An 18,624-nucleotide genomic window follows, 5' to 3' on the forward strand; every position below is an offset into this window, starting at 1 on the left:
CGCGTTACGGCGCGGACGGTGGCTGGAATAACCGCGCTTGTGCTGGTCGGGTTGGGAAGCGTGGCGTGTGATTCCGGGAAAGACCCGTCATATGTCGATTTCAAAGATCCCTTCTGGTCGAGTCCTCCATTGGTCGATTACATGGCGCAGGACTATCAGGACAAGGTGGACTTGGACAGCAGGAAGAGCGGTGGATACACCTGGGAGCAGGCAGTTTCACGCTGCTTCGCCAGCGTGGTCGAGCGCAATCTCGCCGCTGTGCGCGTCCAATCGGCTATTGACCGCGACGATCAAGCACGCAAACTCAAGCAACTGCCGTCGCAGACAGTTGCCGAGGTTCCCATTCCGACACCGAGTCTGCACGCTGCCATCGATAGTGACTCTGGTGTGACCGGTCACGATCTCAACCTGTGCTTCACGGTGGTCTACACGAACAAGTCACTCCCCAGCCCCCGATAGCGTCCAATCCAAGGACATGGGGGACTCGACATCCCCAGCTCAGAGAGCATCGTGGGCGGAAACTGACAAACCTGACAGTTCTGCGGGGACTTGAGCTGACCCCTGGAACACATACGGGCGTGTGCGGTGAATCCGCAGGTCGCGGAGCTTTGTGCTCGCAGTCCCCGCGATGATCAGCGGCCGGGTGACCAGAGCTGACAACCTTGCTGCGCCCCCCACCCCACCACGGTGCCCTGTTTCCGCAGGTCAGCGGGCAGTCTGACAAAACTGACAGTTTTGGGTCGGGTTACACACACTGTGGAAATTCCCTCTCTCGAATGCGACACGCCGTACGACACGCCGTGAATCGAAAAGAGGGAATTTCCAGACCACATGTAAATCAGAGAAAAAGTGTCAGTTTTGTCAGTTTTTTGGTCTGGCTGGCGCACGGGCAGGTCTGACCAGCCTCGGGTTTCGATTTCCGTGATGCGTGGCTGCTCCAGGGCTCGGTCGTCCGGGGACGGGACTGCCGTGCGCCCACGAACGCGCGGCGGGTTTCGACCCGTAATACCCATGTGTGACCGGAATCACATTCGATTATCTTGCATCGCAAGGCGTTAACACTCGGCACACCTGCGCAGAGCCTCGGTTTTGGTGTCTTTCAAGGGGTTCCCGTGGCATTCGACCTCGCTTACCTCGTTGACCTGCGTATTTGCCGCTGGGGACACCACTTCTTGCCGTGTGCCGACGTGAGATGTCGTATAGTTTAGCAAACTCGAACAGGGGGAGTGTTCGGGTCGTGAAGAATACGCCAATATGGGTGTATTCCAATGCGTAACAGTTGATTTCGTGAGGATATCGAGTCACAGTGTGGTTACGTGAAGCGTGCGAAATCCGTGCGACTAGCAACCTGTAGAAGGGAGATGTCCGATGACCGAAGTGCTGGCTCTGCGAGACCGCGAGCGTGCCGCCCGATACCTAGATATGACCGTGCGGAGGCTGGACGACCTGCGGCGTGCGGGCGCAATCCGAGCCGTTCGCGATGGCAATCGCTGGAAGTACACGACAGCGGCACTGGATGAGTACGTGGACAGCCTGCCCACTAACGCCGCTTAGACCGACAAAAACAGCAGTCCCGACCTCACCCGCCTGGAAACGGAAGTCGGGACTGCCATCGAAAAGGAGTAACCATGTTCGACTCTTCAAGCGTAACAGTTGAATCGGCGGGAATCAGCCCCTTGGCGACGCTCGCGTTCGCGCCCCGCCCAGAGCTGCGCAGCCTTGCCCTGGAGCTGCCGGTACTGCCAATGGCACTCGCCCCGGAGTCGCGAACAAGCTGGGGACGTTTGGCTTTCGACATCCTCGCGGATGTCCATGAGTGGCTTCGCCCACTGCACCAACTCATCCAGACTTCCGGGACGCTCGAACCCATCACCGGGTACCTGGATGAGCACCCACGCACGGGTCGTTCGTCCCGGCAACTCGCTGCTGACATCCAGCGCGTCATTGGCTCCATCGACCCTGCTGACCCGTACTTGCGCGAGACCCTGACCACTCTGGTTCAGGATGCGTGGAGCGCTGCGGTGGACCGTTTCGAGAGCGACCACCTTCCTGCTTTCCGCCCGCCGGACGCCGAGCAGCAGCTCACGGATTTGGCTGCGGCTATCGCCCAAATCCGCGTGATGGCGTTGAGCTTGCGCGCCGACGAGCATCGCGGCTTCGCCGACGCCCTCTCGGCCATGCTGACCGAAATCGGCTTCCCGGTAGGGCAGCGCGACCTCGTGCTGGAGTCCGTCGCTTCGGGTGAGCCGATCGACTTGACACCGCTTTCGACCCCACCCGCCGACATCGAGAGTGAGGACTGATGAACGAGACCATCGAGCTTCCCGGCCAGCCGTTGACCGCAGCGCACCGTGAGTACCTGCACAGCGCTGGGCTCACCGATGAGTATCTCGACCGCGAGGACACCCTCATCCGCAGCGTCACCGAACAGCTTGACCTCGACATGATGCCTCGGCAGCCGTTCGCGTACGTCACCGACTTCGAGGAGGTCTCCGCGCGTGGAATCCTGTTCGGTTGGCGTGACCTCCAGGGCACGGTGCGCTGGCAGCTCCGCTTGGACGACCCAGGGGAGCTGCCGAAATACCTTGCGGAAAAGGGTTGGGCACCCACCTACGGTGTGCGCGCTGACGCCGGGGATGACTCACCAGTCATCATCGTGGAGGGCACCAAGCAGTCCCATGCCACCGCGTGTGCGGTAGGCGAAACTCACACGGTCATCGGTGTTCCGGGGTGCACCGCCTGGTCCACGGGCGGATGGGTGATCGCCCCCGAGCTGCGCAGGCTGGTCACGCGCCGCGAGGTCTACATCCTGTTGGACGCGGACGCCAATGAGAATCGGCTGGTCTACGACGCCGGCGTGTGGCTCAAGAAATCTCTTGGGCCACTCGCCAAGACGCGGTTCTTGCTGTGCCCAGGTGGGGCCAAGGAGGGAATTGATGATTATCTGGCGACTCTCGATGTCGAGGATCGTGCGGATGCCATCGAGGCCCTGATTTCGGAGTCTGCGGCCAAGCCCGCGACACGTCGCCCGGACAAGCAGAAGCACGTTCCGGACGCACAGGACGTTGCACGCCGCCGCGCTGCCATCGCTGAGAAGGCGTGTGACGGTCTGGACTTGGACAACTTGGATGTGGACGAAAACACTGGGCTGCCCAAGATTCAGGGTGAGCCGCTGGACGGGTCGGTGTGGTTCGATGCCGTGTCCGGGCAGTTCCAGCCCGAGACGCTCGCCCGATACATTCTGGGCTCTACGACCCCGGTGGCGCTGGCGGCGGGCGATGAGCTGCTCGCCGTGTACGGCAACGGCTATTACCACACCGAGCGGCTGGCATTCGATTCCGTCGTCGGTCGCTACTTGGGTGACCGATTGACCCAGACTCACGTGGCGAATGTGAGGTTGCAAGCCATCCGCTTGTGCCAGGAGCTGAATCGTCGGCTGCCGGACAGGACTCCGTACAAGGGATTCGTGAACCTCCGAGACGGCATGCTCGACCTGTCCACGTTGACGCTGCATCCACATTCCCCGAAGTACATGTCGTTGCGTCAGCTCCCTGTCCGGTGGAACCCGGACGCAACGTGCCTCCGCTACGAACAGTGGCTGACCGACCGGGTGGGCGATTTCCAGGTCGGTGTTATCGAGGAGTCCATTTCTCAGTTCCTCGACGAGGGCCGCACCCCGAGCAAGGCGCTGTTCGTGTTCGGGCCGAACCGTACTGGTAAGTCCACCGTTCTCCGCATCGCCAAGGAGATGGTCGGCGGTGACACGAAGGTGAGTGGAGTGAGCCTGCAACAGCTCTCCGGTGAGGGATTCGCCGCCGCCGAGGTGTTCGGGAAGCCGATCAACATATGCCCTGACATGCCATCCGACTATGTGCAAGACCTGTCCGTGTTCAAGCGTGTGACTGGCGATGACACGATCACCGCGTCGAAAAAGTACGGCGTGATGATGACTTTTCGGGCCAACTCTCTGTTCTTGATGAGTGGCAACAACTTGCCGACGGTCGCGGCCTCGGAGGGCACAAGCTACCTGAGTCGTGTAGTGCCAGCGGCTTTCCTCAAGTCCTACCTTGGCTTTGAGAATCCGAACGTCGAGGACGAATTGCTTACTGAGCTTCCGGGGATTCTTGTCCGCTGGGCACGCGCTCGGCAGGCGCACATCGCACGGGAATTCAAGTGGCTCCCAGTGCACCCGTCCATCACGACGCACTTCGCCGCCGAGTCCGACAGGGTGGCGCGATTCATCTCGTCCTGCTGCGTCGTCGGCGTCAAGACAGCCACCAAGGCAGCCAAGGAAGCCGCCACGGGAACCGACGCCGCAGCCCGACGCTTCGGCCCGACCGTCGTGAACATCTCGATGCCGACGTGGCCGAGTTTTCCAGTCGCCGCCACGAAGACAAATCTTTTCGATGCATTCCAGACTTGGACTACGGACGAACAAGGAAAGGGCATGAGTAAGTCGCTGTTCTTCAAGCGGCTGGAGCAGATTCCCGGTGCGCGGCTCGACCGCAAGGACGCCGGAGGCAAGGACGTAACGAACATTGCCGTTCGTCCGCAGTCGGAATGGTCGAGTGGCGACAGCGCGGCGTCTCTGCGTGAAATCTTGTTCCCCGGATGGACGCCACCGGGAACCGAGCCTGCAGAGCCCTTGACGGGCGCGGTGGCCGAGACCGCCACCGGGAACGTGAGGCCGTTGGCCGACGCGCGACGGAAGTACGTCGGCAAGACCGCGACGACGAACAAGTATTGGAGGAGCTGATCATGCCGACCGACGACTACCCGCAGCTTCCACCGCTTTCCCTCAATACTCGATTGATGTTCAGCGCCATCGAGCCTGAGCACTTCGAACTCACCCCGGAGATGCTCGAAGAGAGCCAGGCGGTCGGTCGCACCGTACGCGCCCTGGTCACTCGGTACACCTGTCAGCACGGTGATCGCGTGGTGGACATCGTGACTCACGCGGCGCTGCTCGCGGTGCGCGAGGTCATCGAGCAGGCCGCGCGCCGACAGTGGGACGTGACACCAAGTGACTAGCCAATTCCCTTCAGCACCAACCACACTGGCTCCTATGAGCATCCTCACCCGCCGCGAAGCCGAGGCAGCCGAGGCCCAGGCGAGCACCGCTACGCTCAGGTCAGACCGACGATTCTTGTGGGCATGGCTCACCATCTCCACACTCTTGAGTGTTTGCGGAAACATCGGGCATGCCTGGCTTACCGTCCCGCCGGGGACAGCCCAACTCCTCGCAATCGCCTGGGCTGCCGCACCTCCCACTTTGTTGATGTTGGCGGTTCACGGCCTCCCCACGCTGAGCAGGATGCTCGGCAGCGAGACCTCCGACAAGCTCCTGTCCGTCGTGGTCTGGGGAGTCACCGTGGGTGCTTTTGGATGGTCGGCCTACGGCATCTTCTCCTTCACCGAGGCGCTCGGAGTGCCCGCGCCGCTCGCCGCACTCGCGCCCATCGTCATTGACTTGAGCGTGTTCGGAGCGACACGCGGCCTCGTGCTCACATCCCCGCTCGCGGCCCGAATGAAAGTCGGCGCGCAACCCCAACGCGCCGCATCACCCCAGCTCAGCAACCGTCCCGCGCCCACCACCGCGCCGCGCCCGACCACCCCAACCACATCCACCGCCGCGCCAACCGCGCCGCGCCCCACCACCTCGGACGCGCCCGTTACTCCGCGCACCGCGCCACCCAACGCGCCGCAGGTGACTCCTGACGCGGCGGCTCCCGCGCCCGAAGTGACCGCGCTGGCCGAGAAAATCGTGGGGTCCAAGGCTGTGAGGCAGCCCGTGGCCACGGTGGTGAGGATCCTCGAACTCTCGGCAGAAGAGAGCCGCAAGAACGTCATCTCGGAGCGGCTGGGTGTCCACCATTCGGTCGTGAGCAAGGTGCTGGCAGAGGCCGAGACTCAGCGCCGTAGCCAGCTCGCCGTGGCTTCCTAACCCCTTCTACCCGCCCGCTCGAACCCTCGGAACCCCCGATTCCGTAAGGCCGCGCGTAAGAAGGGGCGTAAGACGAGCTGGAAGATGGCCCGTAAGACGGGCCGTAAGATTTCTCGGACCCTTGATTCTCGGCACGAGTGTGTCTCTATATGCCCTGCTAGGGAACCCCTTTTCCACACATTCGAGTCCCACCCGCACGCCCGCTCCCGAGCCCTCTTGGAAGCCCGCCCGTAAGCACCCCTGACCGCCCAATCCTGAAGCCCCATAACGGGACTCGGCGGCTCGCATCCCCGTGCCGTAAGCCGCACTCCATCTCCAGTCCCCGCCGAGCCTCCCCGACGACGACAGGCTCCGCCCGCCGCCGCCGACTCGCGGCAACACTCTGGTCACCGAGAACCCCCGCTGACCTGGACTTTTCCGTCGGATTTACTCCCACCCTCATTGCCATCTAGGGTATCTGACCTGCGGAAACACCACATTCTTGCGCCCTCTCGTGTCACCCGTCATCCCTGAAACCCCAGCTCACGGGCACTTTATGTACCGATAGCAAACGGTGGTGTTAATGTCAGAGTAACGGAACAAGCTGGTGGACACCGGAATAAGTGAAACATTGGGTTGACAGGGCAAAGTTTCTGGAGTTAGAATTCTAATAGCTCACGGAACTGCTCGCGCAAGCGCTCCCAGCCCGTGAGCATGGCTTTTGGAGGGTGGGTGGTGAGACCGAGTGGGCAAGTGGATTTTGGTTGGGCTGCTGGGTCTTTCGGGGCTGTCGCTCCTTTCCGAGTACCCCCTGTGGGGTGCGGTCATGCTCGCCGCCGCTGGGCTCATCGCCTTCTTCTCCGTTCGGAGTTCGGGTGGTTCCCGTTCGTACTCGATGCCCACCCGCCCCGGACAGCTCTCGGCGGCACGCTATGACTCCCGCGAGGAAATCTCTAACGCCGAGCGCGACGCGGCGCGCATGGTTCGCGCCGCCCAGGAGGGTGCGGAGGAGCAGGGTCAGTCCGCGCTCCGCGCCGCGATGACGTTCTTGAGCCAGGAAACGCGGTGGCTCGCATGAGCGGCTCGAACCGTGCTGCGCGCCGAGCCGCGCTCGCGCGCCAGCAAAGTGCCCGTGACGAATTTATGTGGCGTCAAGACCAGCGCAGGGTCGAGCAGCAGCACCGTGACCTGTTGCGCGATTCGGACGCCGCCGACAGCGAGCGTGAGCGCACCGCCGAGCGTGTTCGGACGGTCATGGCGCGGGCACAAGCCGACGCCGAGCGCGCGGCGGGCGAGGTCTCCAAGCGCTACGGCGCGGAAGAGCGCAGGCTGCTCGGTCAGCCCGTAACTCGCTACACCGGGGCGACGCGCAACCTGGCCGGCGGGCTGGTCGTGTGGCATTGGCGTGCCGCGTGCTCACCGTCGTTGGCGGCGCGGCTCGGTGTTCAGCGCTTGGATGCTGGCCCGCTCGCGGTGCTGCGCCCTGGTGGTGGGATCACTGAAACCGATTCGGCTCCTGATGTCTTTGCTTCGCTGGATGCCTCCCTACTCGATGACCCCGAGTTCCTGTCGTGGGCGGGAACAGTGGCTGAGCTGTGGCACGGGGACGTGACCGCCAGGTACGGAATTCTCGGCAAGTTGAGGGATGACGACTGGTTCGCGAGGTTGGCCGAGTCTGCGGGGATCGCTGACTCGCAAGCGAGCACGGAGAGCTTGCAAGGTCGGTACGGAGCGGTCGAACGGAAAGTCATGACGACCTACGTTCCCTCTATTTCTGGCGTCGAAGTGACCCAGGACGGGTTGGAAATCGAGTTTGCGCACAGCCCCAAGGCTTCTGCGAAGTCTTGGTCTTCACACCTCGACCTTCTCCGAAACGGTTTCGCCGCAGTAGGCATGGACTCCATCCATTTACGTCTGACCGACCGCGACGGTCGTGTTCGGATGATGTTCGATGACGCGCCGTCATCGTTTCCCGCAGCGGTCTGCATTGAGCCTCCGTCCACCGTGGCGTCGAGTAACGCCGATGCCATTCGTCGGTACGAGGGCGCGGCGTGGACTTTGGGTGTGGATGCGCGTGGCAAGACGATCAAGTTCCCTGTCGAAGACTTCCCTCATGTGCTTGTGGTCGGTGGCACGGGCGCGGGCAAGAGTGTCTGGGCGCGCAGCATCATCGAGATGTTCCGCACGGGGTACCGCGACCCGAACACCGGCAAGGACACGGCGGGCGGGTTCACGTGCTACGTCTCGTCGGGCAAGGTCACGGACTTCGTGACCCTTTCCCGCCTTCCCGGGGTGGCGATGGTCGCGGGTGATGCCGCCCAGACCGCCGTGATGGTGCGGGCGGTCAAGGACGAGGCCGTGCGCCGTTACGACGAAGCCGCCGCCGCCAAACTGCGCGGTGAAACACGAGCTTTCGACTATCCGCCCATTGTCTTGTTTCTTGATGAGTGGGGCGCGACCTGGCTGGCTCTGTCGAGCATGTACAAGTCCACCAGCGACTTCGAGACGGACATCGACTGGATTCTCCGAGTGGGCCGCGAAGCCCGTGTGCACGTGGTGCTGCTATCCCAGACGATCAGGAAGACGGGCGCGGGAGCGGTGCCAGGTAGTTGGCAGGCGAACCTCGGATTGACCATCAGCCTGGGTAAGCCCGAAGCCGAGACCTACAACAATCCCGCCGTTTTTCCTGGTGGTTCGCGCGAGCGTGCCGAGTTGGTGGGCAACAGGATCGCTGGGAAGCGCGGGCGCGGCATGGCAGTGCTCGAAGGCACCGTGACTGAGTTCCAGAGTTATTACGTGTGGTCTCCGGGGACGACTTCTCTTGCGCCCGACGCGGATAAGAAGGTCGCCCCGCCCACCCCCGAAGTCCGAGCACTGTGGGAACGCTGGGAGCCCGTCTCGGCGTCCGTTCCGTGGCTTTCCCCGCGACTCGGACTGCGTGTGGACGGACCCGATTGGGCTGGAACACCTGGGGAGAAGACCGACCTCAAGGAGATTCTCGCCACCCCCATCGTGGCGCTGACCGACCGCGCCGGGAACGTGAAACGGGGCATGGAGCGCTTCGACCCGTGGAGCCCAGAGTGGGCAGGGAAGCGCGAGAACAGCTCGCGCCGCACGGCGCTGTCGTTCGATGACGAGGGCGATTCAGGGCAGAACGTGGGTTCGGCGCACGACGCCAAAAGCCGTGTCACGCCCCCAACTCGCGCTCCCGCCGACATCACCACCATGTCCGACGACGAGCGCCGTGCGGCTGTCCGGCAAGAGGCGATTCGACTCGGATTGTTGCCCGATGCCGAGTCGGTCGAGACCGACGAGCAGGTCGAGGAAACGGAAATGGTCGAGGAGACCGAGACCGACGAGAAGCCGAAGCGACCGTCAACAGGAGGAATTTCCCTATGACCCGATACGTGATTGCACTCGACCCAGTGACGAGTGGTTGCTCTATCGCCTTGATCGTCGAGGGCGAGCCGACTCCCGCCGTCATGTGGCTTCCCGCGCCCTCGGCGAACAGTAACCGTAGCGTCGCGGCCACTGTCCACCGCACCGTAAAGACTGCGGAGGGCGTGCTGGATTCAGTGTTGAGGGGTGGTCTCCCCACCCTGGTGGTGATGATGAAACCGCTCTGCGGCACCATCCACGAAGACCCGTCCGGCCCGCGCAGAATGATGCTTTCGGGCGAGATCATGAGACGCCTCGTGGACACCGACGTGCGAGTGGCCGAGGTGCCGCCGATGACTTTGAACAAGTGGATTCTCGGAGATTTCCAGGCGGGGAAGAAGGGGCAAGAGGCGGTCGAGCGCGCCGTGCGAGACCTATTCCCTGGCATCGACGCCGAAGGTCTGAACGACAAATTCCGTTGGTCAACAGTGGGTCTCGCCGCCGCCGGGTGCCTGGCTGCGGGCATCGAGACGCGGCTCGACGTGACGGATGCTCGGCTCAAGAACCTGCGTCCGATGGTTCTCCCGTCCACGTGGACACTGCCCGTCTCAGCTGCCGAGTGGCACCAGAAGCACTCTCTTCAGGAGGTATCAGCATGATGACTATCAAAAGGTTTGGCGCGACGGTCGGTGTCGCCGCAGTTCTGGTCGCCATCCCACTGGGGATACTCGGAACCGAGCAGTCCACGGGGTCGAGCGTCGCTGTGGCGCAAGCCGAACCCACGACGTATTACCCAGGCGACCCTGGCTACGACGTGATTCAGGACTGGGAGCAGGACTTGCCGAGCTACACACCGCCGGCGACTGCCACGCACACCGTGACCGTCACACCGACAACCACGACCAAGCCCAGTCCCGCGACCAAGAACGAGGGAGGCGGAATCCCGTGGTGGGTTTGGATTCTCGGAACTCTTGGAGCCATCGGTGGATTGCTTTGGTGGGGCACGACACTCGACGACGGCAGCAGCGCCCGCGCAGCACTGCGCACTGCCGACGACGATGACGATGACGACTGGGATGACGACGAGGACGACGCGCCTTCGCTGACTTATCCCGCGATCACGACAACTCCTGTTTCCGAGCCCATTCCGTATCCCGAGCCGACTCCGAGCGTTCCCGTGCAGCCCGCCCCGAGCACGAGCTTGATGGACAGGCTCGGCGGGAAGTAGACCCGTCAACCCAGACAAATACAACATCTGACCGACCAGTCGAAGAAAGGAAAAACATGAAGAAGAACAGGATCCTCGCAGCCGTGGCAGCGAGCGCAGCGGTGGTCGGTCTGGCCGCGTGCGGGCACGCCAGCACGCCCGAGGCTCAGCCCGGGGCGCAGCCATTCCCCATTGAGCGGGCTTGTGCGGACATCCCTCGTCCCAGCGACCCCCACAACCTGATCGGGGACAACTGGCTCAAGGACAACGCTTGCGCTGTCTTCAACATGAACCGTCCGGGTGTGGACGGCGACCAGGCCGCGAAAATCGTTTACGACGCGCGCATGAAAGCCTTCATGGGAAAGCGCGACATCGCTCTTTTGGTCCGCCAGGGCAACGCGCAGATCAGCACTCCGAGTGGCGTGGAGACCGATTTCAAGGGTGCCATCGCCCAGCGCCGCGCATCGCTCAAGCAGGAGCTGACTGACTCTGGTCTGGCTCTCCAGGGCAAGGCCCCCGAGGGATTTCGCATTTCTTACTTGAAGGGTGAGGGACGATGAAACTCCAGTTGGCTGTGGGAATCACGGCTGTTGCTCTGCTCGGTTCCGCGTGCTCCGCGCAGCATGAGCCGCCTGCGCAGAGTCCGAGTCCCAGTAGTCATTCGGCGAGCCCTGGGCTCGCTCCCCGGGAACACACGCGGTCTGTTCCTGACGATTGCGCCACCGAAGCAGCCAAGGCACCTACGCGGTACGCGGACATGAAAGATGTCGTGCTGGCTGCCATCCGTGAGGGAGTTCCCGCGCACGTTCCAGGAGCTGCGTACAGCCGCATCCCGACCGACCAGCCCTGGAGCCGCGCGTTCATGGCGCTCTCGACCGAGAACGTGTGCGTTGTGGATGCCCTCTCGGCGGCATGGGGTGTCGATGTTCGAGGGTGGATTTACACGAAGGAGAGCGGAAAGTGATGAAATCCCTGGCGGTGCTTGCCCTCACGTTCGGCGTGGGAGCAAGCACCATCGGGTGCTCGGGAGCGAGCACCCCCACAGCCCCATTGTCGAGCACGATCAGCACCTCGGCGGCTCACGAGATGGTGGACGTGAGCGCTGTGTGGCAGACCGAGCCGCTGCCTGACTGCCCGAAGCCCCCAATTGTTTTCAACGGCTCTGTCCCGCCTGGGCTCTCACTGCCCGACAAGGCGAGCGTCGCTCGGCAGCTTGCGGGTGTGAAGAGCCCCGCGAGCGAGGAATGGGTGCGGACGAAACTCGGCTGGGTGACTCAGGAACTCGCCGCGACGCGCGCCGACCTCATCTCCGACCCTGGTGTTGGTGCCAAGGAGCAGTCGGAGATGTTTGTGGAGTGGGTAACTCACGTTCGTGAGGAGCTGCGCGACGGGCACGACATCGCGTCGGACCTGGATGGAGCTTTCCCGGAAGGTTGTGCGTAATGCCTCCCATGCCTGATGTTCAGAAACCGCAGGATGACCCGTACGATCTTCTCCAGCAGAGCTGGCCCCCCGAGAGCGAGTCTGCTTACCGCACAGCGGAGGTGGACGCTGATGCGCTCTCGACCACTGCGGGTGCTCAAGCTGAATCGGCTGGTGAGGCTTCTCGTCAAACCGAAACGGGAATGCAGGGGCAGACAGCGGATTCCGTTTCCGGTGCCTACGCACACCTTGCAACACAACTGCTCGGTCAGAGCCGCGACTGGACGGCAATCAGCGGTTGGATGACCGATGCCGCTAGTGAGATTCGGAAAGCGAAGAAACGGATAGTATCCCTCGTGTTGGTGGGAACATCCGAAATCCGCGACGCCTTGGACTCTGAACTCCAAGGTACTCCCGCAACTCCGTCATCGAGTGACCTCATCGACAAGTATCGTGGCGACATCGGTACTGCCGCAAGCAATCTCGGCGTAGACCTCGACAGTATCGGTCATTCCCTTCACGGCGACCCAGGCTCTTCCCACACGCCGACTTATGTCCGCGCGGCTTCGACGCCGATGACGCCCACCGTCGAGCAGGCAGCGGTTCATCAGGGCATCACGGGTGACCAGCCCCAGGTCGCCCCTCACCAGCTCCCCGAGATGCCCCGCGCCACGACCACTCATCCCACCGAATCGGTAAGTGCCACAAGTATTCCAAGCACACCGACGCACAGCGTGAACCCCACGCTCGCCAATCTCATCGGCGGTCAGGGGAGCACCCCCACGGGCACCCCGACCACCAGTGCCCCGCACACCTCCTCCCCGAACACGACCACGCCGAGCTCGCAAGCACACCAGCCCACCGAGCAGCACCAGCCCCCGAGACCCGCTGGTCTTCCGCGCATCCCATCCATCCCACTCGATGGGCTCCCCGCTGCCGCCGCCGAGTCGGTCGCCACCGCCGTGTCCAGTGCCGCCGCCCACCAACTCCCCACGGCTCCGAGCACGATCACACCGAGCGTTCCCGTGAGCACGGGGCTCACGCCAGGTGTCAGCGGCACCACTGCACCCGTGACTCCCGTGGCTCCAGGGCTCAGTCCAATCGGCGGAGGGGGTCTCGGCACGCCCACTGCCACGCAGCCCGTAACACCCGCACCCCAGGGGACACCAGCCCCATCGCCCGCTGCCCCTCAGCAGACCGCCCCACCTCGTAGCCCCGCCGCCGACCTCGGGTGGATTCAACGGACGTACGGCTTGTCTCCTGGCGTGGAAGTCCCGAAGCCCGAGACCCCCGTTATGTCAGCACTATTCATCGCTGACCTGCCCGAGTCCGAGGCGCACCTGCATCGCGTGCTCGCCACGCTGCGCCAGGAGTTCGAGTCGTCGGGCTGGTCCCAACCCCTCGCCGTGGCGACCATTCGGCGGGGCTTCGAGACCAAGCTGGTGTACGTCACCTCGGATGGGGTATCCATTCACCCCTCGGGCGTCTCCCTGCCCGATGCGGTGACCCCGCTATCCGATATGCCAGGTGCGCCAACCCATCCCGACCTGTCGGGCTCTCTCATGGTCTCGGAGAAACTCAAAGCTCGCATCCCACGAGCTTGGGATGTAGAGGCTCTGTTGAGCACCGTTCCCGCCGACGAGAACAGCCAGTCGGTCGAGCAGTTCCAGGAGTTGGTCGAGTCGGAAGAGCTGTTGCCCTGCAAGGTGTTTCGCGGTCGTGGTGACGTGGAGGCGGATGAGGCTCTGCGGATGTTCGCACGGGCAGCGATTGGCTCGGCGGGATGCTCTGACCTCGATGTGGAGAGCGCTCGGCTCCGTGCTGGCAGGTGGGTCGGTGTCCAGCCCTCGGGGTACGGGGAGGTGTTGAGCCGTTGGTATCTCGCGGATGCCGCCGAGGCTATGAGCGAGGGACGCTGGGGAGAAGCCGTGTACGCCAGCGAGAAGTACCTGTCCATTTCGGACATGAAAAGGCAAGCAGCATAGGAGGAATGATGTATGCACCGAAGCAGAGTGCGGCTATCCAGGCGGCGTACGCCCGCGCGGCGGAACGTCGCGTGGCTATCGACGCCGATTTCATGTGCATCGAGGCGATGGATTGGGTTAACCGTCCCACAGCGCACGTGGAGTTCCTGGAGGCGATGGACGAGCATCGCCGAATGCGGGATGCGTCCAGCGCGCTGCTCGATTTCGAGCTGGACCTCGCCCTCGGCATGTACGACAACCTGCTGAGCGGGCGTCAATGAGAGCCCAGGAAGCGCTCGGACTGCGCGCCGCCGAGCTGGTCGAACAGTCCCGCACCAAGAGTGCCCTGGCTGTCGAAGCCCTGCGAGACCAGTGGCTTCGGGTGCCCAATCAAACACATGTCATGGAAGGAAAGAAGTGATGTCATCAACAATCGCAACGACGGGCGACCCCATCATCCAAGTCCACAGGGGCGTCGCGCAGTCGGCGCGGGAGGCGGCTGCGGGGCTGCCCGTCGTGAACTCGGCAGGCATGCGGACGGGTCATGCGGAGCTGCTGGAGAACGCGCTGGGGGAGACACGGAAAGTGCTGACGGAGCTGGCTCGGGTGGCTGACATCGGTGCTCGGGGTGCGGGAGCGCTCGCAGATCAGGACTGTGAGAACGCCGAGCGATTCGAGGGCTGGGAGTCGGGGGAGTTGCAGCGCAGGGGAGTGCCGACAGGCGAGGTGCGGGTGATTTAGCCCTCTGGTATCCCCGAGAGCCCCCGACCGTCAGCGGTCGGGGGTTTCTTCGTGTGAGGGGCGATTCTCGGGGATTCGAGGGGGTTGGGTGGCTCGGCGCTCGTGGAGGGGCGCGCTGGTGAGTTCATTTCCGCCCATCGGTTGTCAGGTGGGCGCTTAGTGGGCGCAAATGCGCCGACCACTCGCACATTTGTGCGGCGGTTCATTAACACTTTCCGCAGGTCAAGCGCGATTCAAGCGTGCTGATGCTATGGTGTGCGACCAGGCACTTTGGGTGACCACTAACAGAAGGTTAGGGGTTCGAATCCCTTCGGGCGCACTTATCCGCAGGACGGGGTAGATGACTCGGGTTGAACGGTATTTCCCGCATCCGCCCCAGGCCGTCTGGGACGCGATCCTCAACCCGAGCAGTTGGTGGGAATCACCCGAGAAAGCTGCCGAGATCGCCGTCGGCACCACCTTCGAACTGAAGACGATCCCCGTCATGGGAACCCGCTTCAGCGGCACCTTCCACATCGAGATCCTGGACGTGGTGCCCTGCGCGCGGTTGGTGACGAGTCTGGTGGCACTGGCGCAGCAGGGGGAGCCGGCCCGGTGGGAGCGCCATACGACGTTCCGTGAGCACGAGGGCGGCACCCTGGTGACCGTCGTGAACGCGGGGGTGGACACCAGTGATCCGGGGGAGCGGCTGCTGCTGCGTGCGGTCAAGGACCTCCAGGAATGGGAGTTGCACGGAGTGGCCGAGCTCCTGAACCGGCCGCGGCCCTAGCCCCTGCCCAGGCTGTGCAGCGATGCGGTGGCCAATATCTGCTCGGCGTCGAATTGAACAAACGTCGACACCGGTTCGAACCCCAACCGCCGCAACAGGTTGACGGATCGCGCATTGGCGCTTTGGGTCGCGACGAGTACCGGTTGGTCGGGGAGTGCGGCGGCAGCGGCGCTGAGCAGCGCGGTGGCGGCCTGATATGCCCAACCTCTGCCCCAGCAGTCCCGCCGGAATACGTAGGACAGCTCCAGCTCGTCTGCGGCGGCGCTCACGTGGCCGGGAAGCTCTGAATGTCTGCGGTCGAGTGTGATGGTCCCGGCGAAGCTGTCGTCGGACTTGTCAGCCACCACGAAGGCCCCGGCTGCCGCGGTCGCCGCATGCGGACCGCGCTCGTCGAGGAACCTCTCCACATCGGTCCGGGGCCGTGGCCCGCCGAGGTACGCGCGTACCCCGGCATCCGTCATGATCTCGATCAGTCCGTCGCGATCGGCGTCACACGCCTTGCGCAGCACCACCGCACCGGCGTCGATCCGCTGGGCGCGCACCGTCATGCCAGTCCGTCACGCAGTCGCTGAAAACCCTGAGTGACAAGCGCTCCGGGGTCTTTGGAGAGCGCGGAATCGGATACCGCGAGCTGGATGACCGTCGCCAGGACCGCGTAAGAGGCATTGCAGACCAGGCGGGGATACAGGTCCACATCGGGGTCCAGCCCGGTACGCCGGCTGACTTCTGTGAGTACAACGGTCCCCACGTCGTCGGAGCGGGCGGCGTCATGTGCTGCCAGGCCTGGATTCTGCGCGGATAACCGGGTGACGGCCACGGTGGTGCTGAACGCCTCGGAGGTGGCCAGATCCAGCATGACGGCCTCCAGTGAGTCGACGACATGCTCATCGTCGGGGCGCTGCCGCAGCAGTGTGACGGCGTGGTCCTCGATGCCGCGCAGCGAGAACAGCACGGCGTCTTCCTTGCTGGTGAAGTAGTTGCGAAAGGTGCGTGCCGAGACGCGCACCGCGTCGGCGATGTCGTCGACCGTCACCGCCGCCAGGTCTCCCCGGTCCAGCGCCAGCTCGAGGGCGGCCCGGCTCAAGGCCAGCTTGGTCTCTGACTTCTTCTGTTCGCGCAGGCCGCTGGTCGATGGCATGTGGCCATGGTAACAAACCTTCCAATTGAGGAAACTTTTCCAAAAGCGGAAGCGTTCTAGGTGTATATCCGGCATCGAGGTGAGGCCGGGAGCATCAAGAAGAGGCAACTGACATGCGGAAACTTCTAGCCACTGTGGGTGTCGCTGCGGTTTTGGCAGCTGGAAGCGTCGCGTTGGCCGGCCCCGCCTCCGCGGCGCCGTGCGGCAAGGTCGTGGTGTGGGGAAACGGCGGCGGTACCTGCGAGTCTGACTTCGGGTCCGACGGCAGCTTTACGCGCTGTGACACCGTGTACGTGCTGGGCATCGGTGGGACCAACTGCTACCGGGTGTACCCGTAGACGCAGGGGACCGCGGTGAGACGGCCGTGGCCGCCACAAGTGGGACGCCACGTACCAGAAGCTGTCCCACATGGTGTCCAGTCCGCTACCGTCCCCATCATGGTTGAGGACCTGGCTGCTGACTTTGTCATTGTGGGCGCGGGATCGGCGGGAGCACCGCTGGCCACCCGGCTCTCCGAACGCACCGACGACCAGGTGCTGGTGCTGGAGGCAGGACCCAAGGACAAGGACATGGGAATCCATATTCCCGCCGCGTTTTCCAAGCTCTTCCGCAGCGACGTCGACTGGGACTACCTCACCGAGCCCCAGCCCCAGCTGAACAACCGCCAAATCTATTGGCCCCGAGGAAAGACGCTCGGCGGCTCGTCGTCCATGAACGCGATGATGTGGGTAAGAGGCTTTGCGGCCGACTATGACGACTGGGCCGCCGTCGCCGGTGAGCAATGGTCGTTCGCGAATATCGCGCCCTACTTCAAGCGCATCGAAGCGGTGGAAGGTGCGACTGAGAGCGACGAGGGCACCGACGGCGCGCTGAAGATCTCCAAGCAGCGCAGCCCGCGATCCAGCACCGCCGCCTGGCTGGAGGCGGTCCAGGAAGCCGGGTTTGATGTTGAACGGGCCAATACTCCTGAACCCAAGGGATTCTCGGAGACCATGGTGTGTCAGAGCGGTGGCCGTCGATGGAGCACCGCGGACGGCTATCTGAAGCCGGGTCTGCGGCGGCGCAACCTGAACGTTGTCACCGATGCTCAGGTACGCCGGGTCCTGTTCGACGGCACGCGCGCCGTCGGAGTCGAGTACGTGCGCGACGGCATCACGCACACCGTGCATGCGCGTCGCGAGGTCATCCTGTCCGGAGGCGCTATCAATTCGCCTCAACTGCTGATGCTTTCGGGAATCGGCGATGCCAAACGTCTTGGCGAGCTGGGAATACCGGTCATTCATGATGCCCCGCAGGTGGGCCAGAATCTGCTCGATCATCTGTGCTGTCCGGTGGGGTACGCGGTGGAGGCGGACTCGCTGTACGGTGCGGAGAAGCCGATGCAGCTGGCCAACTACTTCCTGCGGCACCGCGGCATGCTCACCTCGAATGTCGGTGAAGCGTATGGGTTCTTACGCAGTCATCCCAACCTCGCCCTGCCGGATCTGGAGCTGATTTTCGCGCCCGCACCATTTTTCGATGAGGGTCTCGGCGAGGCCACGGAGCACGCCATTGTCATGGGTCCCATCCTGCTCAAGCCGGAAAGCGTCGGCGAGATCACCCTGACCTCAGCCGATCCGCTGGCCAAGCCGCGCATCGACCCGCGTTACCTGAGCGACCCCGCCGGACGGGACCGCGCCGCCATGATGTTCGGGCTGCGGACCACCGCACGCATTGCCGAGACCCCGTCGATGCGTGCGGTACTGGGCAAGATCCTGCGGCCGCGCAATCCCAGTGCTGATCTGGAAGCGACACTGGTGGCCGCCTTGGAGAACAATTCGCACACGCTGTATCACCCGGTGGGAACCTGCCGGATGGGTGCCGACGAGGCCAGCGTGGTGACCCCGGAACTCGCCGTCCGCGGTGTGCAGGGGTTACGAGTAGTCGACGCATCGGTGATCCCCAGCCTTATCCGCGGGCACACCCACGCTCCGTCGGTGTTGCTTGGTGAGAAGGCGGCAGATCTCATACTTTCTCCACAACGGTGAAACCGAATCTCGTCCGCGAACGTCTAACTCGATAAAGTTGCAGCTAGGAGTTAGC

General features: G+C 63.6%; 24 protein-coding genes. 20 read left to right on the forward strand and 4 right to left on the reverse strand.

Features of this window, described 5'->3' with window-relative positions:
* Positions 1-18: 18 nt before the first annotated feature.
* The 13 genes from ABG82_RS01425 to ABG82_RS01485 all read left to right on the forward strand — a co-directional run bounded on the left by ABG82_RS01425 (position 19) and on the right by ABG82_RS01485 (position 11,951).
* A complete protein-coding gene (locus ABG82_RS01425) occupies positions 19-459 on the forward strand; it encodes a hypothetical protein (RefSeq protein WP_054431211.1) in 441 nt (146 codons plus the stop codon).
* 909 nt (positions 460-1,368) lie between these two features.
* On the forward strand, positions 1,369-1,554 hold the full coding sequence (locus tag ABG82_RS01430; RefSeq protein WP_043077347.1) for a helix-turn-helix domain-containing protein: 186 nt from the start codon (positions 1,369-1,371) through the stop codon (positions 1,552-1,554).
* 74 nt (positions 1,555-1,628) lie between these two features.
* Complete coding sequence (locus tag ABG82_RS01435) at positions 1,629-2,303, forward strand: hypothetical protein (protein ID WP_043077346.1); 675 nt, start codon at positions 1,629-1,631, stop codon at positions 2,301-2,303.
* Positions 2,303-4,756, forward strand: a complete 2,454-nt coding sequence (locus ABG82_RS01440) for a phage/plasmid primase, P4 family (RefSeq protein WP_043077345.1) — start codon at positions 2,303-2,305, stop codon at positions 4,754-4,756. The genes ABG82_RS01435 and ABG82_RS01440 overlap by 1 nt, the downstream gene beginning before the upstream one ends.
* Positions 4,757-4,758: 2 nt before the next feature.
* The gene (locus tag ABG82_RS01445) at positions 4,759-5,031 is read left to right on the forward strand and encodes a hypothetical protein (RefSeq protein ID WP_043077344.1); all 273 of its coding nucleotides are present in this window, start codon (positions 4,759-4,761) and stop codon (positions 5,029-5,031) included.
* A 34-nt stretch (positions 5,032-5,065) separates the two neighbouring features.
* A complete protein-coding gene (locus ABG82_RS01450) occupies positions 5,066-5,944 on the forward strand; it encodes a hypothetical protein (protein WP_043077343.1) in 879 nt (292 codons plus the stop codon).
* Between the two features lie 724 nt (positions 5,945-6,668).
* Positions 6,669-7,001 (forward strand): hypothetical protein, encoded by a 333-nt coding sequence (locus ABG82_RS01455; RefSeq protein WP_043077342.1) that lies wholly within the window; start codon positions 6,669-6,671, stop codon positions 6,999-7,001.
* Complete coding sequence (locus tag ABG82_RS01460) at positions 6,998-9,322, forward strand: P-loop NTPase family protein (protein WP_054175737.1); 2,325 nt, start codon at positions 6,998-7,000, stop codon at positions 9,320-9,322. Before ABG82_RS01455 ends, ABG82_RS01460 begins: the two co-directional genes overlap by 4 nt.
* Positions 9,319-9,960 carry a hypothetical protein gene (locus ABG82_RS01465; RefSeq protein WP_043077341.1) on the forward strand — a complete coding sequence of 214 codons (642 nt, stop codon included), beginning with the start codon at positions 9,319-9,321 and terminating at the stop codon, positions 9,958-9,960. The genes ABG82_RS01460 and ABG82_RS01465 overlap by 4 nt, the downstream gene beginning before the upstream one ends.
* Positions 9,957-10,529: a hypothetical protein gene (locus ABG82_RS01470; RefSeq protein WP_043077340.1), complete on the forward strand. Its 573-nt coding sequence runs from the start codon at positions 9,957-9,959 to the stop codon at positions 10,527-10,529. The genes ABG82_RS01465 and ABG82_RS01470 overlap by 4 nt, the downstream gene beginning before the upstream one ends.
* Positions 10,530-10,585: 56 nt before the next feature.
* Entirely contained in the window at positions 10,586-11,068 is a 483-nt protein-coding gene (locus tag ABG82_RS01475) for a hypothetical protein (RefSeq protein WP_043077339.1), read from the forward strand.
* A 197-nt stretch (positions 11,069-11,265) separates the two neighbouring features.
* Positions 11,266-11,472: a hypothetical protein gene (locus ABG82_RS01480; protein WP_054173166.1), complete on the forward strand. Its 207-nt coding sequence runs from the start codon at positions 11,266-11,268 to the stop codon at positions 11,470-11,472.
* Positions 11,472-11,951 (forward strand): hypothetical protein, encoded by a 480-nt coding sequence (locus ABG82_RS01485; protein ID WP_052511118.1) that lies wholly within the window; start codon positions 11,472-11,474, stop codon positions 11,949-11,951. The genes ABG82_RS01480 and ABG82_RS01485 overlap by 1 nt, the downstream gene beginning before the upstream one ends.
* Positions 11,952-12,355: 404 nt before the next feature.
* Here the strand turns inward: ABG82_RS01485 and ABG82_RS28825 are convergent, their stop codons facing one another.
* Together ABG82_RS28825 and ABG82_RS28830 are read right to left on the reverse strand one after the other, a co-directional pair.
* A complete protein-coding gene (locus ABG82_RS28825) occupies positions 12,356-12,613 on the reverse strand; it encodes a hypothetical protein (protein WP_131726384.1) in 258 nt (85 codons plus the stop codon).
* A gap of 83 nt (positions 12,614-12,696) precedes the next feature.
* A complete protein-coding gene (locus tag ABG82_RS28830) occupies positions 12,697-12,990 on the reverse strand; it encodes a hypothetical protein (RefSeq protein WP_234708103.1) in 294 nt (97 codons plus the stop codon).
* Between the two features lie 235 nt (positions 12,991-13,225).
* On the opposite strand from ABG82_RS28830, the gene ABG82_RS28835 reads away from it, so the two are divergent.
* The 5 genes from ABG82_RS28835 to ABG82_RS01505 all read left to right on the forward strand — a co-directional run bounded on the left by ABG82_RS28835 (position 13,226) and on the right by ABG82_RS01505 (position 15,404).
* Positions 13,226-13,915, forward strand: coding sequence for a hypothetical protein (locus ABG82_RS28835; protein WP_131726378.1), 690 nt, complete (start codon positions 13,226-13,228; stop codon positions 13,913-13,915).
* A gap of 5 nt (positions 13,916-13,920) precedes the next feature.
* Positions 13,921-14,175 (forward strand): hypothetical protein, encoded by a 255-nt coding sequence (locus tag ABG82_RS01495; RefSeq protein ID WP_234708102.1) that lies wholly within the window; start codon positions 13,921-13,923, stop codon positions 14,173-14,175.
* Entirely contained in the window at positions 14,172-14,315 is a 144-nt protein-coding gene (locus ABG82_RS28510; protein ID WP_165589736.1) for a hypothetical protein, read from the forward strand. The genes ABG82_RS01495 and ABG82_RS28510 overlap by 4 nt, the downstream gene beginning before the upstream one ends.
* Complete coding sequence (locus ABG82_RS01500; protein WP_043079848.1) at positions 14,315-14,635, forward strand: hypothetical protein; 321 nt, start codon at positions 14,315-14,317, stop codon at positions 14,633-14,635. The genes ABG82_RS28510 and ABG82_RS01500 overlap by 1 nt, the downstream gene beginning before the upstream one ends.
* A gap of 340 nt (positions 14,636-14,975) precedes the next feature.
* The gene (locus ABG82_RS01505; RefSeq protein WP_043079847.1) at positions 14,976-15,404 is read left to right on the forward strand and encodes an SRPBCC family protein; all 429 of its coding nucleotides are present in this window, start codon (positions 14,976-14,978) and stop codon (positions 15,402-15,404) included.
* Here ABG82_RS01505 and ABG82_RS01510 read toward each other — a convergent pair.
* On the reverse strand, positions 15,401-15,952 hold the full coding sequence (locus ABG82_RS01510) for a GNAT family N-acetyltransferase (protein WP_043079846.1): 552 nt from the start codon (positions 15,950-15,952) through the stop codon (positions 15,401-15,403). The genes ABG82_RS01505 and ABG82_RS01510 overlap by 4 nt on opposite strands.
* Positions 15,949-16,542, reverse strand: a complete 594-nt coding sequence (locus ABG82_RS01515; protein WP_043079845.1) for an acyl-CoA-like ligand-binding transcription factor — start codon at positions 16,540-16,542, stop codon at positions 15,949-15,951. The genes ABG82_RS01510 and ABG82_RS01515 overlap by 4 nt, the downstream gene beginning before the upstream one ends.
* A gap of 113 nt (positions 16,543-16,655) precedes the next feature.
* On the opposite strand from ABG82_RS01515, the gene ABG82_RS01520 reads away from it, so the two are divergent.
* On the forward strand, positions 16,656-16,880 hold the full coding sequence (locus tag ABG82_RS01520) for a hypothetical protein (protein WP_043079844.1): 225 nt from the start codon (positions 16,656-16,658) through the stop codon (positions 16,878-16,880).
* Positions 16,881-16,979: 99 nt separating this feature from the next.
* Positions 16,980-18,569 carry a GMC family oxidoreductase gene (locus ABG82_RS01525; RefSeq protein ID WP_043079843.1) on the forward strand — a complete coding sequence of 530 codons (1,590 nt, stop codon included), beginning with the start codon at positions 16,980-16,982 and terminating at the stop codon, positions 18,567-18,569.
* Positions 18,570-18,624 lie beyond the last annotated feature (55 nt).

The sequence above is a fragment of the Mycobacteroides immunogenum genome, from assembly GCF_001605725.1.
Taxonomy (GTDB): domain Bacteria; phylum Actinomycetota; class Actinomycetes; order Mycobacteriales; family Mycobacteriaceae; genus Mycobacterium; species Mycobacterium immunogenum.

Excerpts from the sequence above, each read along its gene's own strand:
- ABG82_RS01495 (WP_234708102.1), top strand. The coding sequence starts at position 13,921 with ATGATGTATGCACCGAAGCAGAGTGCGGCTATCCAGGCGGCGTACGCC.
- ABG82_RS01465 (WP_043077341.1), top strand. The coding sequence starts at position 9,319 with ATGACCCGATACGTGATTGCACTCGACCCAGTGACGAGTGGTTGCTCT.
- ABG82_RS01435 (WP_043077346.1), top strand. The coding sequence starts at position 1,629 with ATGTTCGACTCTTCAAGCGTAACAGTTGAATCGGCGGGAATCAGCCCC.
- ABG82_RS28835 (WP_131726378.1), top strand. The coding sequence starts at position 13,226 with ATGTCAGCACTATTCATCGCTGACCTGCCCGAGTCCGAGGCGCACCTG.
- ABG82_RS01430 (WP_043077347.1), top strand. The coding sequence starts at position 1,369 with ATGACCGAAGTGCTGGCTCTGCGAGACCGCGAGCGTGCCGCCCGATAC.
- ABG82_RS01510 (WP_043079846.1), bottom strand. The coding sequence starts at position 15,952 with ATGACGGTGCGCGCCCAGCGGATCGACGCCGGTGCGGTGGTGCTGCGC.
- ABG82_RS01440 (WP_043077345.1), top strand. The coding sequence starts at position 2,303 with ATGAACGAGACCATCGAGCTTCCCGGCCAGCCGTTGACCGCAGCGCAC.
- ABG82_RS01475 (WP_043077339.1), top strand. The coding sequence starts at position 10,586 with ATGAAGAAGAACAGGATCCTCGCAGCCGTGGCAGCGAGCGCAGCGGTG.
- ABG82_RS01460 (WP_054175737.1), top strand. The coding sequence starts at position 6,998 with ATGAGCGGCTCGAACCGTGCTGCGCGCCGAGCCGCGCTCGCGCGCCAG.
- ABG82_RS28825 (WP_131726384.1), bottom strand. The coding sequence starts at position 12,613 with ATGAGTGGTCGTGGCGCGGGGCATCTCGGGGAGCTGGTGAGGGGCGAC.
- ABG82_RS01480 (WP_054173166.1), top strand. The coding sequence starts at position 11,266 with ATGAAAGATGTCGTGCTGGCTGCCATCCGTGAGGGAGTTCCCGCGCAC.
- ABG82_RS28510 (WP_165589736.1), top strand. The coding sequence starts at position 14,172 with ATGAGAGCCCAGGAAGCGCTCGGACTGCGCGCCGCCGAGCTGGTCGAA.
- ABG82_RS01520 (WP_043079844.1), top strand. The coding sequence starts at position 16,656 with ATGCGGAAACTTCTAGCCACTGTGGGTGTCGCTGCGGTTTTGGCAGCT.
- ABG82_RS01525 (WP_043079843.1), top strand. The coding sequence starts at position 16,980 with ATGGTTGAGGACCTGGCTGCTGACTTTGTCATTGTGGGCGCGGGATCG.
- ABG82_RS01500 (WP_043079848.1), top strand. The coding sequence starts at position 14,315 with ATGTCATCAACAATCGCAACGACGGGCGACCCCATCATCCAAGTCCAC.
- ABG82_RS01485 (WP_052511118.1), top strand. The coding sequence starts at position 11,472 with ATGAAATCCCTGGCGGTGCTTGCCCTCACGTTCGGCGTGGGAGCAAGC.
- ABG82_RS01515 (WP_043079845.1), bottom strand. The coding sequence starts at position 16,542 with ATGCCATCGACCAGCGGCCTGCGCGAACAGAAGAAGTCAGAGACCAAG.
- ABG82_RS01450 (WP_043077343.1), top strand. The coding sequence starts at position 5,066 with ATGAGCATCCTCACCCGCCGCGAAGCCGAGGCAGCCGAGGCCCAGGCG.
- ABG82_RS01505 (WP_043079847.1), top strand. The coding sequence starts at position 14,976 with ATGACTCGGGTTGAACGGTATTTCCCGCATCCGCCCCAGGCCGTCTGG.
- ABG82_RS01445 (WP_043077344.1), top strand. The coding sequence starts at position 4,759 with ATGCCGACCGACGACTACCCGCAGCTTCCACCGCTTTCCCTCAATACT.
- ABG82_RS01470 (WP_043077340.1), top strand. The coding sequence starts at position 9,957 with ATGATGACTATCAAAAGGTTTGGCGCGACGGTCGGTGTCGCCGCAGTT.